Source organism: Alcanivorax sp. S6407, assembly GCF_023016115.1.
Taxonomy (GTDB): Bacteria; Pseudomonadota; Gammaproteobacteria; order Pseudomonadales; family Alcanivoracaceae; genus Alcanivorax.
On the sequence record NZ_JALKBH010000004.1, the window covers coordinates 342,182 to 354,918 of the forward strand.

A 12,737-nucleotide genomic window follows, 5' to 3' on the forward strand; every position below is an offset into this window, starting at 1 on the left:
GCAGAAGCGAGTTGCGAGTTGCGAGTTGCGAGTTGCGAAGATCAAAACCCGCTATGGATCGGATGTTTTCGCTTTTCGAGACTCGTTACTCGAAACTCGCTTCTGGAATCCTTACCTCGCTTGGGCTCGGATCGCTTGCAGGCAAGCTCCTACAGCTTTTTATCGCGCCATGTTGTCGACCAGGAAATCCACGAACTGGCGCACCTTGGGGGAGAGGTGACGATGGCGGGGGTAGACCACCCAGACTGCGGTATGGGTACAGGCGTATTGATCCAGCACCGAGATCAGGGTGCCGCGCTCCAGATCCTCTTCCACGTAATAGTCCGGCAGCTGTACCAGGCCCAGCCCCTTGCGGGCCGCATCCAGCAGCGCCATACCGGAATTGCCCTTCCAGTTGCCCTGCACCTTGCAGTGACGGTGCTGGCCATCCACATCCACTGGCCAGTTATCCGCGGAACCCAGCAGGCAATTGTGCTGATTCAGCTCACCCAGGGTATGCGGCCGGGCATGCTGCTGAAAGTATTCCGCAGAACCGACAATGTACTCCCGGCGCGCGCACAGCTTACGGGCAATCAGGGATGAGTCCGGCAGGGCCCCGGTGCGAATGGCCACATCGAAGCCCTCATCCACGATATCCACTCGCCGGTTGGTGAAATCCAGCTGCACCGACAATTGCGGGTGCTGAGTCATGAAGTCATTCACCAGGGGAGCAATGAAACGCTCACCGAAGGTGGTGGCACAGGTGAGCCGCAACACCCCGGTGGGTTGCTGCTGGAAATCACTGATGGCGGTGAGCGCCTCCTGAAAGCCATCGAACAGCTGGCCGCAATGCTCGAAGTACACCTGTCCGGCGTCGGTGAGGGTCAACCGCCGGGTGGTGCGATAGAGCAATTGGGTACCCAGCTGGGTCTCCAGCCGCGCCACCAGCCGGCTTACATGGGAGCTGGACACGCCAAGATGGCGGGCAGCATCGGCAAAAGAGCCACGGCGGACCACTTCCACAAAGGCTTCGATACGATCCCAATGCTGCATGCGAAATCACCACAAGGTTTTAACCACAGAGGGCACAGAGTTCACGGAGATAAGACTGCTCATTATTGCCATACAGCAACAATCCATTGCCGTATTGTGCCTTATCGCCTTATTCGTGTCTGCGTATAGTGAATCCTGTCATTTTCGGGAAAGCGCCGCCTGCGGTTTCCGTAGGGCGGAAATCGGCGTCAGCCGATCTCCGCCATATGGCAGACCTTTCCACCCACCATCCGTTATTGCTGGAGTCATCATGAAGTCACGTGCCGCCGTCGCCTGGGAAGCAGGCAAGCCCCTGGTTATCGAAGAAGTGGATGTGGCCGGCCCCAAGGCCGGTGAAGTGCTGGTACAGATTGTTGCCACCGGCGTCTGCCATACCGATGCCTACACCCTGTCCGGCAAGGATCCCGAGGGCATTTTCCCGTCGATCCTTGGCCACGAAGGCGCCGGCATCGTCCAGGAAGTGGGCGAAGGGGTGACCAGCCTGAAGCCGGGCGACCACGTGATTCCGCTGTACACCGCGGAATGTCGCAAATGTAAATTCTGCCTCAGCGGCAAGACCAACCTGTGCCAGGCGGTACGCGCCACCCAGGGTCAGGGCCTGATGCCGGACGGCACCAGCCGCTTCTCCATGAATGGCAAGATGATTCACCACTACATGGGCACCAGCACCTTCTCCGAGTACACCGTGGTGCCGGAAATCTCCCTGGCCAAGGTGAGCAAGGAAGCGCCCATGGACAAAATCTGTCTGCTTGGCTGTGGCGTCACCACCGGCATCGGTGCGGTACTGAACACGGCCAAGGTTGAGCCCGGTTCCACCGTGGCGGTCTTCGGCCTGGGCGGCATCGGCCTTTCCGTGATTCAGGGCGCGGTGATGGCCAAGGCCGAGCGCATCATTGCCATCGACGTGAACGACAGCAAGGAAACCATGGCGCGCCAGTTCGGCGCCACCGACTTCATCAACCCCACCAAGTACAGCGATCCGATTCAGGACGTGATCGTGGAGCTGACCGATGGTGGTGTGGATTACTCCTTCGAGTGCATCGGCAACGTCAACGTGATGCGTTCCGCGCTGGAGTGCTGTCACAAGGGCTGGGGCGAATCCGTGATCATCGGCGTGGCCGGTGCCGGCGAAGAAATCTCCACCCGTCCGTTCCAGCTGGTGACCGGCCGGGTCTGGAAAGGCTCCGCCTTCGGTGGCGTGAAAGGCCGCACCGAACTGCCGGGTTACGTGGATCGCTACATGAAGGGCGAGATCAAGCTGGATGAATTCGTGACCCACACCATGGGTCTGGAAGACATCAACAAGGCGTTTGATCTGATGCACGAAGGCAAGAGCATTCGGTCCGTCATTTTGTTCTGATCTTCACCGTAGGAGCCAGCTTGCTGGCGAATCCTTATTGTCGAGGGCGGGCGAGTAACGAGTTACGAGTTGCGAAAGGCAACACCTGGCGCGAGCCGGCTTTTGACCTTCGAAACTCGCTTCTCGCAACTCGAAACTCTCCCCTCGCCCAGGCTCGGATCGCTTGCAGGCAAGCTCCCACAGCAGCATTGTAGAAGGGTAGCTCCATGGATATCGAATTGTTGTCCGCCACCAAATCCTTTGGTGGCTGGCTGAAGCGTTACAAGCATCGCAGCCAGGTGTTGAACTGCGAGATGATCTTTGCCATCTATCTTCCGCCGGCTGCGGAAGAACAAAAGGTGCCGCTGCTGTGGTGGCTGTCCGGCCTCACCTGCACCGATGAAAATTTCATGCAGAAAGCGGGTGCACAGCGTACGGCGGCGGAATTGGGTATGGCGATTGTCTGCCCGGATACCAGCCCCCGTGGCAGCGAATTGCCGGGCGAGCATGACTGCTATGACTTCGGCTCCGGAGCCGGCTTCTATGTCAATGCCACCCAGTCTCCCTGGAGCCAGCACTATCGCATGTATGACTATGTCACCAGCGAACTGCCGGCACTGGTGAACCAGCACTTCCCGTTGAATGGCAGGGAGTCCATCAGTGGTCACTCCATGGGTGGTCATGGTGCGCTGATCTGCGCCCTGAAAAACCCGGGCCGCTATCGCTCGGTATCCGCCTTTGCACCGATCACTCATCCGAGCCAGTGCCCCTGGGGCGAGAAAGCCTTCAGTGGTTATCTGGGTGAAGATCGTGAAGCCTGGAAAGCGTGGGACAGCTGCGAACTGATTCGCCAGTATGGCAGTGAACTGCCCCTGCTGGTGGACCAGGGTGAGGCAGATAATTTCTATACGGATGGCCAGCTACTGCCGGAAGATCTACAGGCGGCCTGCCAGGATGCGGACGTGTCGTTGAATCTGCGCCTGCAGCCGGGCTATGACCATTCCTACTTCTTCATCGCCAGCTTTATTGATGAGCATTTGAAGTATCACGCGGAGAAGTTGAAGTAGGGGTAAGGCAAGGATTCCAGAAGCGAGTATCGAGTTACGAGTTTCGAAAAACCAAAACCGGTGAAACGGCACCAAGCTTGGGATTTTGACTTTCGAAACTCGTCTCTCGCAACTCGAAACTGATTACCTCGCTTAGGCTCGGATCGCGAGCAGGCTCGCTCCTACGGCGGCTTCGTAGAAATGCAGAACCCCGGGAACTTTTCCGGGGTTTTCTATCCAATCAAGCGTAGCTTGTAGCTTGTAGCTTGTAGCTTGTAGCTTGTAGCTTGTAGCTTGTAGCTTGTAGCGTCCGGCGTTCATTTCCTGTACCGCGGGCTGTCTATTGCCAGTTTTTCCTTCGCCAGGGGCAACCATAGCTCAATGATCAGTGGCAGCATGTCGCTGATATCATCTTCAGCAAAGCAACGGCAAATTTCCTCCAGATCATTTTCCGGCAGACCCAGTAGCGCAGCGGTGGAAATACAGCGGGATCGCTCACCGCGTGCAAAGGCCTCGCCGAGCAGCGCCTCGCGCTCAAGCAAGGCATCCAGGTGGGCGATGATTTTCTGGTAATAGCCATCCACTTTGGCATCCGGGTCCGGCTTGTTCCGGTATTTGCGGATAGCAGACGTGAGTTCGTCAGCAGTGGGTCGATTAATCGGCATGGCTCAGCTCCAGTTGTTCCTGCAAACAGACCAGCATGTCGTATTCGGTTTCTGCTACCCGGCGGCCAATGGCCGCACGCTCCAGAGAGGGAACGTGACCACTCAGATAACTGTTGGCCTGGTACTGGCAGATCACTCCCCACTTGAAAGTGCCCAGCAGCTCCCAGTAGCGAACCCGCGCCGGATCCACTGGCTGGCCGGTGGCTTTTTCATAAGCCATAAATAAATCGCGTCGCGATGCGATTCCCGCCACCGGTTTGTCACGACGACCGAAACGCCAGGCATTCACACACAACCAACCCAGGTCTTCCATGGGATCCCCCAGATGGGTCAGCTCCCAGTCGAGGACGCCGTTCAGGGTATTTTCTGTCAGCAGAAAATTCCCCAACCGGAAGTCTCCATGCACCAGTACCGGTTTGGTGATCTTCGGCGCATGTTTTTTTAACCAGCCGTAGGCCAGTGAAAAAACCGGCAGCTGCTCGCCGTAGCTCAGATGCATGGCATAGAGCTGCTCGACCTGTAGCAGGGCATCCTGGGTCGGCAACCCTTTCAGTTTGTCTGTCGGGGCACGATGGATGGCCGCCAGCGCGGCGGCGGCATGATGACAGAATTGTGCCCGCGCAAATTCATAGGCGTGATCCTTGAGGAGCACAGGCGGCAAGGACTCCCCGGACAAGGCCGTCATCACATAGCCTTCTCCCAAGCCCTCATCGCCACTCAGAATGGCCACAACCTGCGCCACCGGACAACCCGATCTGCCGGCTTCCTGTTGCGCCAATGCCTCCCAGCGTTTGCCCGGCGCCATGCCCAGATCTTCTGCGCCGGCATCCAGGCGCAGGATCCACTGACGGGGACCGGCACAATCAGCTTCAAGCTTCCAGGTATCCGCGGATGCGCCTGCAGTGAGGCGGCGGCACTGTTTGATGACGCAGGGTTTACCCAGCGCCTTTTCCAGCAGCGGAGGAAGGATGCGATGGATCTGCTCTGCTGTCACCGCCATCAGCAATGTCTTCCTGATGGCACACCGTCAACTATCTGGTCCAGATACTCCGCCATGCCGAAGCCGGTGAGTCCATCACACTGGAACCGGGTCATGGCTTCGGTAATACGGGTCTGACGCCACTCCCCTGTATCCGTCTGCCGCCGGTTACGCAAAGGGATCATGGCCAGCGCTTCGCCGGTGAGCCGATATTCTCGACCAGACACGGTTTTCAGGGAGAACATCTGGGCCTGCGCCTGGTCGCGCTCATCCAGGGTGGATGACAGACTGCCGGTTTCAATCAGGTCGTACTCAGCTGGAGCGCCATTGCGGGTGTCGTACACCATGCCCCAGATATGCTGTTTGCCACTGGCCATCTGCACGATAGACATGTTCACGGCGAAATCCTCACGAAACACCAGCGGCAGCCAGCGGTACCAGTAAAGATTTTGCCAGTAGCGCGGCCCCCAGGAATGGTCGCGTAGCCCAAAACCATTGAGGGTAAAGGTCGTGCCATCAATGGTGACCACCCCTTCGCCTTTCATGTGCTGCTCGTAATGGCCACGGGCAAAGGATTCTTCCGGATCTTCCTCAATCGGCGTGCCGTTTTCGTCCACCGCCTCGCCGCCGTAAACCGGTGTCATGCCGGTGAAGGTCAACTCAGCGGTGACGGCTACGGTGGGATTGTTGGCAAAGGCGGTTTTGGGATCTTCCATCTGCTGCGGGTCCTCCAGCAGCACCGCCTTGCCATCATATTTCAGCGCCAGGGTCTTGAACGGTTCGATCACTTCAAAGCGCATGCCGCCCGCCGCCAGGGCGTCGTTGTTGTCGATTTCGATACGACGAAACATGAACGCTACACGGCCATCAGGCAGGTAGAAGCAGAACGACATTTCCGCATGCCGTTCATTGGGCCGGTTACCCACTCGAAACCAGCCGCCGCAGCGCTGCTGATGATCGAACAGATTGATATACATGCTCTCATTGAAGTTACTCGCGGCTTCAATGGGATGCATGTATTCGTCTTGCGGCTCCAGCCGGATTCTCGCACCCTTTCCCAAGTCCATGCTCATTCTCCTTGTTGTTCTTCGCGTTAGTTCAGGGTGAGGGTTAAGCCCGTGATTTGCACTGTCCGCGACTGACAATCGTTTTTAGCGGAATTGTCATGTCATCGCCAGTTGCCGCGTCGTAACGTGAAAGAAAAAAACAGGAAAACAACAATGGAAGAATTTCGCGCCCTGCTGCTTCCGTGGTATCTACAGATCAAATTCATTCATCTACTTTTTGTCATGATCTGGAGTTTCAGCACGGCGGTGGCCTACAGCTGGTACGTGAAATCCGCCTGGTTGGCCTGGCAGAGAAACCCGGATGACCCCCATCGCCTGGAACGTCGCAACTGGACCATGGAGCAGTTCGACAAGGGCGCCTCCCTCGAGCACATTGCCTTTCCCGTTGTACTGCTTAGCGGTGGACTGATGGTGTGGCTGGCAGGTTGGGGGACGGACAGCCATTGGCTGATAATCAAACTGGCCCTGGTGGTGCTGGTATTCGGCCCCATCGAAATCTTTGATTACTGGATTTCCCACATGGGCGGCAGCAAGAAGCAGTGGCGTTTAAAGGGCGACATGAAGCGCTATGAAAAGCTGATGCAGTGGCACTGGCGTTTCTTCCAGATCAGCACACCACTGGTGATCATCGTGATTCCCGCCATCATTTATCTGGCGGTGACCAAGCCGGGGTTTTAGCTTTGAGCTTTCAACAGCACCACCCGGGAGCGAGAGACTGGGAAGTTCGCAACTTGTGTCCAACCCTTTCGCTTGCAAGCAAGCTCCCACAGAGCTAAAGAGCCTCTGAATAACTGAGTAAAAGACGGTTTATTCTCTGTGTGCTCTGTGAACTCTGTGGTAAATCCGCTTTTGATCTTTGCGTGTTGCGTGATGCATGAAGCGTGCTGCAGCCGCGAAGCGGGCAAAAAAAAGCCAGAGGAAGAACCCCTGGCTGGACTCGGGAGAGCGAGTTTGAAACGGGTGTCGTTTAGCCTTTCATGAAGCCGGCCAGACGATCATTAATGGTGGTGGTGCACTCGGTCATGATGTCGTCGATGATCTCGGCACAGCTCGGGTAGCTGTCGATCAGACCCTGCACGATACCGGAGGTCCAGATACCGCCGTCGATTTCACCGGAGGTCAGGGCCGCCTTGCCTTTCACACCGGCAACCAGGTCGACGATGTATTCGAACTTCATGTCCGTACCTTTCTCGCGCTCGATCTCGTTCACCTTGGTGGCGACAGCGTTCTTGAACACACGGGCAGTGTTGTTCAGCGGACGGAAGATCAGGGCGGTGTCGAGCTCGGAAGCTTCGGCAATGGCCTTCTTCATGTTTTCGTGTACCGGCGCTTCAGCGGAAGCCAGGAAACGGGTACCCATGTTGATACCGTCAGCACCCAGGGCCAGACAGGCAGCCATCTGTGCACCAGTACCCACACCACCGGAAGCCAGCATCGGGATCTTCAGGACGCGAGCAGCGGCCGGCAGCAGGACCAGGTTGGGGATATCGTCTTCGCCCGGGTGACCGGCACACTCGAAGCCGTCTACGGATACCGCAGCCACACCCACTTTCTCGGCCTTCAGGGCATGACGCACAGAAGTACACTTGTGGATCACCTTGACGCCAGCACCTTCGAACAGGGGCATGAACGGCTCAGGGTTACGGCCAGCGGTTTCTACCACCGGGATACCGTTTTCACAGATAACCCGCGCGTATTCCTCGTAAGGTACCGGCTTGATGGTGGGCAGGATGGTCAGGTTAACGCCGAAGGGCTTGTCGGTCATTTCCTTGCAGCGCTTGATTTCCTTGTCCAGATCTTCCGGAGTCGGCTGGGTCAGACCAGTGATGATACCCAGACCGCCAGCGTTGGAAACGGCAGACGCCAGTTCGGCATAGCCTACGTTCTGCATGCCACCCTGGACGATCGGATACTGGATACCCAGCAATTCAGTAATACGCGTTTTCATTGGGTCTTTCCCCTGCTGAATTAGAACTGCCCCCACAGGGCGTGATGAGCAGCAAAGTAAACAAGTGAACGGTCGGTCAGCAATGACAGGATTGTTCAGAGCACCGGACAGTTTTGATAGAAGCGCCTTATGATTAAGCGCAATGCGTTGATTTTCAATGGAATAAGCAAAATATCACAAATTAGCGGCTGATCGCGGAATGACGGGAAAACAACGTCTCTTTGGAGGCTCCTGCATAGTGCTCCCCCTCTACACCAGACGCTCCACGCCGAATCCCTGATGCTGGAGGGAGCCCTTCCCGTAATCCCCGAGGCACCCGATTTATCTCAACCGCCCTTGCTGGCCGCCAGCAGCTGCTTTCTGGCCCTGGCCGGGGTGGTGCCGGTCCATTTTCGCCAGGCCCGGCTGAAGGCACTGTGCTCGGAAAACCCCAATAACAGGGCAATATCCCCCAGGGTCAGCGAGGGATCAGAGAGGTAATCCCGGGCCAGCTGCTCACGGGTACGATCCAGTAGCGCCCGCCAGGTCATCTTGCGCTCTCCCAGACGACGCTGCAGGGTCCGCACCGACATATGCAGCTCCCCGGCCAACCTTGGCAGGGTCACCACCGCCTCCGGCATCAACCGCACCATGGCCTGCTGCAAGGCGCGATCGAAACTGTCCGACTCCGGCAACGCCAGCATCAGGGCCCGCGCCTGTCGATCCAGCAGGGTACGCATATGCGGCGCACTGTGTGGCAGCGGCAATGCCAGCAAGGTCAGGGAGGACACCACCCGGGTTTGCGGCTGCTCGAAATGTACCGGGCAACCGAAGAACACCTCGTAGGCTTTACGGGTATCGTCATCCGGGGCCGCGAAGACAAAATCGACCCTCTCGGGAGAGAGGCGAGACTCCACCAGGCGGCGCAGGAAGGCCACCAACGCAGCGATCGCCACGCTATCCGCCAGCACCCCGGTAGAATCCTCTGCCGTCCAGCACAGCGCCATGCTGTTGCCCTCGGCGACCACTTTCACAACTTCGCGCCCGTAAAACAGAGACTCGTAGCGCTGGTAGGCCAGCATGGCTTCGCCGAGGGTGCGACAGGTCAGAATCAGGTAGCCCAGAACCCCCACATGACGGGGCTGCACCCGGGCGCCGATAGCCAACGCAGGGGCCACCGTATCCGGGCGCAGGGCCACCGCCCGGGTCAGCAACTCGTTCCACAGAGACAGCGGCACCACATCGCCGGGGCTGCGACTGTCCAGCACCGTGCGCAGGTCCGGAGCCGGGAGGTTTTCCTGGTCCAGCCAGTCGGTGAGCAGCTGCACCCAGGCCCCTGTCACACGCATGGGGGAAGCCATGAGTTCTCCGTTTTATCGGCTCAGATGGCATTGATTGTCAAAATTAAGGCATGGATCGTCAATACTTTATGAATGACGAGAGACACAATGGACTCAATGCGGACTTGCGAGATCACATCATGTCGATAACAACCTGGTTCAAGGATGTGTGGGCCAACAGCGGGCTGGCGCCCCTGTGGGACACCGTCGCCCCCTGGCTGGCGCTGGATGAGCGCCAGCTGATTTTTGTCATTGCTACGCCTATCTTTATCGGCCTGTTCCTGTGGGAGTACCGCAAGATCCGCCATGACTCGGCACTGGTGGACGGCCGCGAGTCCGTGCTCAACTTCATGCTCGGCGCCGGCTACCAGACCACCGAACTGCTGTTCGCCGGTATTCTGGCCTTCCCGGTCTACGCCTTTTTCTATCACCACCGGTTGATGGACATTGAGCTGAGCTGGTTCACCGCCCTGCTGCTGTGGGTGCTGCTGGACTTCGCCTACTACTGGTTCCATCGCAGCTCGCACCGGGTGCGCTGGCTGTGGGCCGCCCACGTGACCCATCATTCTTCGGAGCGGATGAACTTCTCCACCGCCATGCGCCAGAACGCCACCAACATCTTCAACGGCGGCTGGTTGTTCTATGCCTCCCTGGCACTACTCGGGTTCAACCCGGTCTGGATCGGCGTGGCCTATGCCTTCTCATTGGTCTACCAGTTCTTCATCCACACCACCCTGGTGGGCAAGCTGCATCCGGCCATCGAATATGTGTTCAACACGCCCAGCCACCACCGGGTACACCACGGCCGCAACCCTGAATACATCGACAAGAATTACGCCGGCGTCTTCATGATCTGGGACCGCATGTTCGGCACCTTCGTGGAGGAGAAAGACGAACTACCGGTGGAATACGGCATCACCCGCCCGGTGTACAGCAACAGCCTGCTGGTGAACTGGTGCCACGAGTATGTGGACATGTTCCGGGATATGAGCAAACGCGGGCCACTGCTGCAGCGGCTGAAACACCTGTGGAAGCCGCCGGAGTGGGAAAGAGAGACGCTGCACGCATCACGCAACACGCAACAACGCGAACAGGCCCCTCAGGACTGAGGGCAATGTCGCCGCGTACGACGGTGGGGTGCCAGACCATCGCGCTTTAAACCCTTATTAACCACAGAGAGCACAGAGACCACTGAGGGGAAAGCCGCTTTTACTCGGTGAGCTCTGTGCCCTCTGTGGTGAAGCTGTCAAGGGCTAGAACCCCAAACGCAAGAAGGGAGCCATTCGGCTCCCTTCTTTTTTGTCTTTTGCGTGTTGCGTGCCGCGTGATGCGAGCGCGGAGCGCTTACCGCTGTACCTGGGCAACCAGGTCTTCCAGCTTGATGTTGCTGGTCAGGCGGTCGATGCCGTCCATGAGGGTATCGAGGCTGGCGTCGGTGGAGGACTCGGCGTCCTTCCAGGTGGCTTCCAGTTCAGACTGGTAACCGCGCAGTTCGGTGGTTTCGCTTTCGGTGGTCTGCGCATCAGCCGTTGCGATGGCTGCTACCGCCCAGATCATGATGGCCAAAATCCATTTCGCGCTTTTCATATTCCGCCCCAACTCTGCCGACTTCACTTGTTTTTTGTCTGCGGCCCGCGACCTTTGATCCGGAACCAGTTGACTTTTTATGTGGCATTACGCAGTTCCGCGCAGTGCCTGTTTGTGAAGTCTAGGCAGAGAGAGGGGGATGTCTAGAAAAAAACGCGCATAAGGGGCAAAAACAGCATATAGTATTAGACTGTACTAGTACTTTATAATTAACTTTAAGTATCTCCGCTAACTTATTGTATTTAAAGGAACTCGGTTCTGTGACAGGCGTCACATCGACCAAATTGTGACCAGCTTCACGAATCCACAGCCCCGGCAGACGCCACTTCCACCGTAGACAGCGCCTGCTGATACCCCATCCAGGCCATCACCCCGGCCATCAGGTTGCCGAACGCCGCTCCCAGCGCCAGCCCACCGAAACCTCCCAGCTGAAAGCCAAGCCACAATAACGGCAGGTAACACAGAAACAGCCTCAGGAAGGACAACAGCATGGCTCGCATGGGCCAGCCCAGAGCGTTGCTCGCCGAGACCACCAGCATGCACACCCCAAGCAGACCAAAGCTGGGCGGCATACAGCGAATCAGCACTGCCAGGTAGCCCTGCACCGGTGCGGTTTCCACCAACAGATTGGCCAGCGGCACCGCCAGCACCGCCAACATCAGACCCAGCAAGGTTTGCCAGCCGATCACCATGATCGCCCCCACCTTCATCAGCTGCTGCACCGTGTCCCAGTCCCGGCGTCCGTAGCAGCGTCCCAGCCAGGGCGGCAGGGCCATGGTCATGCCCAGCACCAGCACAATGGTGAAACTCTCCAGCCGGCTGGCCATACCCCAGGCGGCCACCGCCTGTTCACCACTGCGCGCCACCAGGGCAGTGGCCAGCATGGCCGCCAAAGGCGGCATCAACTGGCTGATCATGGCCGGGCCGGCGATGTGCAGGAAAGGCAGCCCCGATACCTTCACCTGCTCCAGCATGCCGTGACGTTGCACCCAGCCCTTGCCGCGCAGGGCCCAGACCAGCAGCAACGCCCCGATGACGAACGCCAGCAGCGTCGCCAAAGCCGCCCCGGGCAGACCAAATCCCTGCCAGTCGCCAATACCAAAAATCAGCAGCGGATCGAGAATCAGGTTGAGCAGACTGGTCAGCACCATCATCAGCCCCGGAAAACGGGTATTACCGTGGGCACGGAACAGGCTGTAGCCCAGATAGACCACCCCGCCCATCCAGATAGCCGGCAGCTGCAGCGCCCAATAGGGGCGAATGATTGCCTGCACCTGCTCCGAGGCACCCAGCAGTGAAAATATCGGCCCCTGAACCAGCCAGAGCAGCAGCACCAATACGCCGAGCAAGGCACCACCACCGGTCAGCACCAGCGCGCCCAGGCGATTGGCATCATCAATCTGCCCCGCACCAATCGCTCGGGAGATCAGGGCGGCAATGGCAATGCCGATCCCCACCTGCACACCAATGACGAGAAAGGCCAGCGGAAAGGTGAACGACTGGGCCGCCAGCGGCAGCGTCCCCAGCCGCGCCACAAAGACGCTGTCCACCAGGTGAAACCCGAGCAATGCCATCACCCCCAATGCCATGGGCCAGGTCTGCTGCCACAGCTGCCAGGCCAGGGACAGGTTAGAGGGACGGGTGTCGGTTTGCTGCACGGGAGGCCTTTGGGGTTGGGGTCGGGGTTTGGGGAGACTAGCAGGCGTTTAGTGAACAGTTAACAGTGAATAGTGAACAGCGCGCGAGATTGGGTTG

Annotated in this window: 12 protein-coding genes; 4 read left to right on the plus strand and 8 right to left on the minus strand. The window is 58.2% G+C overall.

Going from position 1 to position 12,737, the window contains the following annotated elements:
• Positions 1-159: 159 nt before the first annotated feature.
• Positions 160-1,032: a LysR family transcriptional regulator gene (locus MWU49_RS11265; RefSeq protein ID WP_246972185.1), complete on the minus strand. Its 873-nt coding sequence runs from the start codon at positions 1,030-1,032 to the stop codon at positions 160-162.
• A 250-nt stretch (positions 1,033-1,282) separates the two neighbouring features.
• Between MWU49_RS11265 and MWU49_RS11270 the strand changes: the two genes are divergently transcribed.
• Together MWU49_RS11270 and fghA are read left to right on the plus strand one after the other, a co-directional pair.
• On the plus strand, positions 1,283-2,392 hold the full coding sequence (locus MWU49_RS11270; protein ID WP_246972188.1) for an S-(hydroxymethyl)glutathione dehydrogenase/class III alcohol dehydrogenase: 1,110 nt from the start codon (positions 1,283-1,285) through the stop codon (positions 2,390-2,392).
• Between the two features lie 206 nt (positions 2,393-2,598).
• A complete protein-coding gene (gene fghA / locus MWU49_RS11275; RefSeq protein ID WP_281502261.1) occupies positions 2,599-3,438 on the plus strand; it encodes an S-formylglutathione hydrolase in 840 nt (279 codons plus the stop codon).
• A gap of 296 nt (positions 3,439-3,734) precedes the next feature.
• Here the strand turns inward: fghA and MWU49_RS11280 are convergent, their stop codons facing one another.
• Genes MWU49_RS11280 through MWU49_RS11290 form a run of 3 tightly spaced genes read right to left on the minus strand, consistent with a single transcriptional unit; the run spans position 3,735 to position 6,128 of the window.
• Positions 3,735-4,082, minus strand: coding sequence for a hypothetical protein (locus MWU49_RS11280; protein ID WP_246972199.1), 348 nt, complete (start codon positions 4,080-4,082; stop codon positions 3,735-3,737).
• Entirely contained in the window at positions 4,072-5,082 is a 1,011-nt protein-coding gene (locus tag MWU49_RS11285) for a phosphotransferase family protein (RefSeq protein WP_246972201.1), read from the minus strand. The genes MWU49_RS11280 and MWU49_RS11285 overlap by 11 nt, the downstream gene beginning before the upstream one ends.
• Positions 5,082-6,128, minus strand: a complete 1,047-nt coding sequence (locus MWU49_RS11290; RefSeq protein ID WP_246972203.1) for a hypothetical protein — start codon at positions 6,126-6,128, stop codon at positions 5,082-5,084. The genes MWU49_RS11285 and MWU49_RS11290 overlap by 1 nt, the downstream gene beginning before the upstream one ends.
• Positions 6,129-6,281: 153 nt before the next feature.
• On the opposite strand from MWU49_RS11290, the gene MWU49_RS11295 reads away from it, so the two are divergent.
• Positions 6,282-6,806 (plus strand): hypothetical protein, encoded by a 525-nt coding sequence (locus MWU49_RS11295; RefSeq protein WP_246972206.1) that lies wholly within the window; start codon positions 6,282-6,284, stop codon positions 6,804-6,806.
• A gap of 289 nt (positions 6,807-7,095) precedes the next feature.
• On the opposite strand, the gene MWU49_RS11300 is transcribed toward MWU49_RS11295, so the two are convergent.
• Positions 7,096-8,076 carry a nitronate monooxygenase gene (locus tag MWU49_RS11300; RefSeq protein ID WP_246972208.1) on the minus strand — a complete coding sequence of 327 codons (981 nt, stop codon included), beginning with the start codon at positions 8,074-8,076 and terminating at the stop codon, positions 7,096-7,098.
• 326 nt (positions 8,077-8,402) lie between these two features.
• Positions 8,403-9,416: an AraC family transcriptional regulator gene (locus tag MWU49_RS11305; RefSeq protein WP_246972218.1), complete on the minus strand. Its 1,014-nt coding sequence runs from the start codon at positions 9,414-9,416 to the stop codon at positions 8,403-8,405.
• Between the two features lie 119 nt (positions 9,417-9,535).
• Here MWU49_RS11305 and MWU49_RS11310 point away from each other — a divergent pair, with 119 nt between their 5' ends.
• Positions 9,536-10,504 carry a sterol desaturase family protein gene (locus tag MWU49_RS11310; protein ID WP_246972220.1) on the plus strand — a complete coding sequence of 323 codons (969 nt, stop codon included), beginning with the start codon at positions 9,536-9,538 and terminating at the stop codon, positions 10,502-10,504.
• Positions 10,505-10,739: 235 nt separating this feature from the next.
• On the opposite strand, the gene MWU49_RS11315 is transcribed toward MWU49_RS11310, so the two are convergent.
• Together MWU49_RS11315 and MWU49_RS11320 are read right to left on the minus strand one after the other, a co-directional pair.
• A complete protein-coding gene (locus MWU49_RS11315; RefSeq protein ID WP_246972223.1) occupies positions 10,740-10,982 on the minus strand; it encodes a hypothetical protein in 243 nt (80 codons plus the stop codon).
• 296 nt (positions 10,983-11,278) lie between these two features.
• Positions 11,279-12,571 (minus strand): MATE family efflux transporter, encoded by a 1,293-nt coding sequence (locus tag MWU49_RS11320; protein ID WP_246972917.1) that lies wholly within the window; start codon positions 12,569-12,571, stop codon positions 11,279-11,281.
• Positions 12,572-12,737 lie beyond the last annotated feature (166 nt).

Excerpts from the sequence above, each read along its gene's own strand:
- MWU49_RS11270 (WP_246972188.1), top strand. The coding sequence starts at position 1,283 with ATGAAGTCACGTGCCGCCGTCGCCTGGGAAGCAGGCAAGCCCCTGGTT.
- MWU49_RS11315 (WP_246972223.1), bottom strand. The coding sequence starts at position 10,982 with ATGAAAAGCGCGAAATGGATTTTGGCCATCATGATCTGGGCGGTAGCA.
- MWU49_RS11265 (WP_246972185.1), bottom strand. The coding sequence starts at position 1,032 with ATGCAGCATTGGGATCGTATCGAAGCCTTTGTGGAAGTGGTCCGCCGT.
- MWU49_RS11300 (WP_246972208.1), bottom strand. The coding sequence starts at position 8,076 with ATGAAAACGCGTATTACTGAATTGCTGGGTATCCAGTATCCGATCGTC.
- MWU49_RS11280 (WP_246972199.1), bottom strand. The coding sequence starts at position 4,082 with ATGCCGATTAATCGACCCACTGCTGACGAACTCACGTCTGCTATCCGC.
- fghA (WP_281502261.1), top strand. The coding sequence starts at position 2,599 with ATGGATATCGAATTGTTGTCCGCCACCAAATCCTTTGGTGGCTGGCTG.
- MWU49_RS11285 (WP_246972201.1), bottom strand. The coding sequence starts at position 5,082 with ATGGCGGTGACAGCAGAGCAGATCCATCGCATCCTTCCTCCGCTGCTG.
- MWU49_RS11295 (WP_246972206.1), top strand. The coding sequence starts at position 6,282 with ATGGAAGAATTTCGCGCCCTGCTGCTTCCGTGGTATCTACAGATCAAA.
- MWU49_RS11305 (WP_246972218.1), bottom strand. The coding sequence starts at position 9,416 with ATGGCTTCCCCCATGCGTGTGACAGGGGCCTGGGTGCAGCTGCTCACC.
- MWU49_RS11290 (WP_246972203.1), bottom strand. The coding sequence starts at position 6,128 with ATGGACTTGGGAAAGGGTGCGAGAATCCGGCTGGAGCCGCAAGACGAA.
- MWU49_RS11310 (WP_246972220.1), top strand. The coding sequence starts at position 9,536 with ATGTCGATAACAACCTGGTTCAAGGATGTGTGGGCCAACAGCGGGCTG.
- MWU49_RS11320 (WP_246972917.1), bottom strand. The coding sequence starts at position 12,571 with ATGGCATTGGGGGTGATGGCATTGCTCGGGTTTCACCTGGTGGACAGC.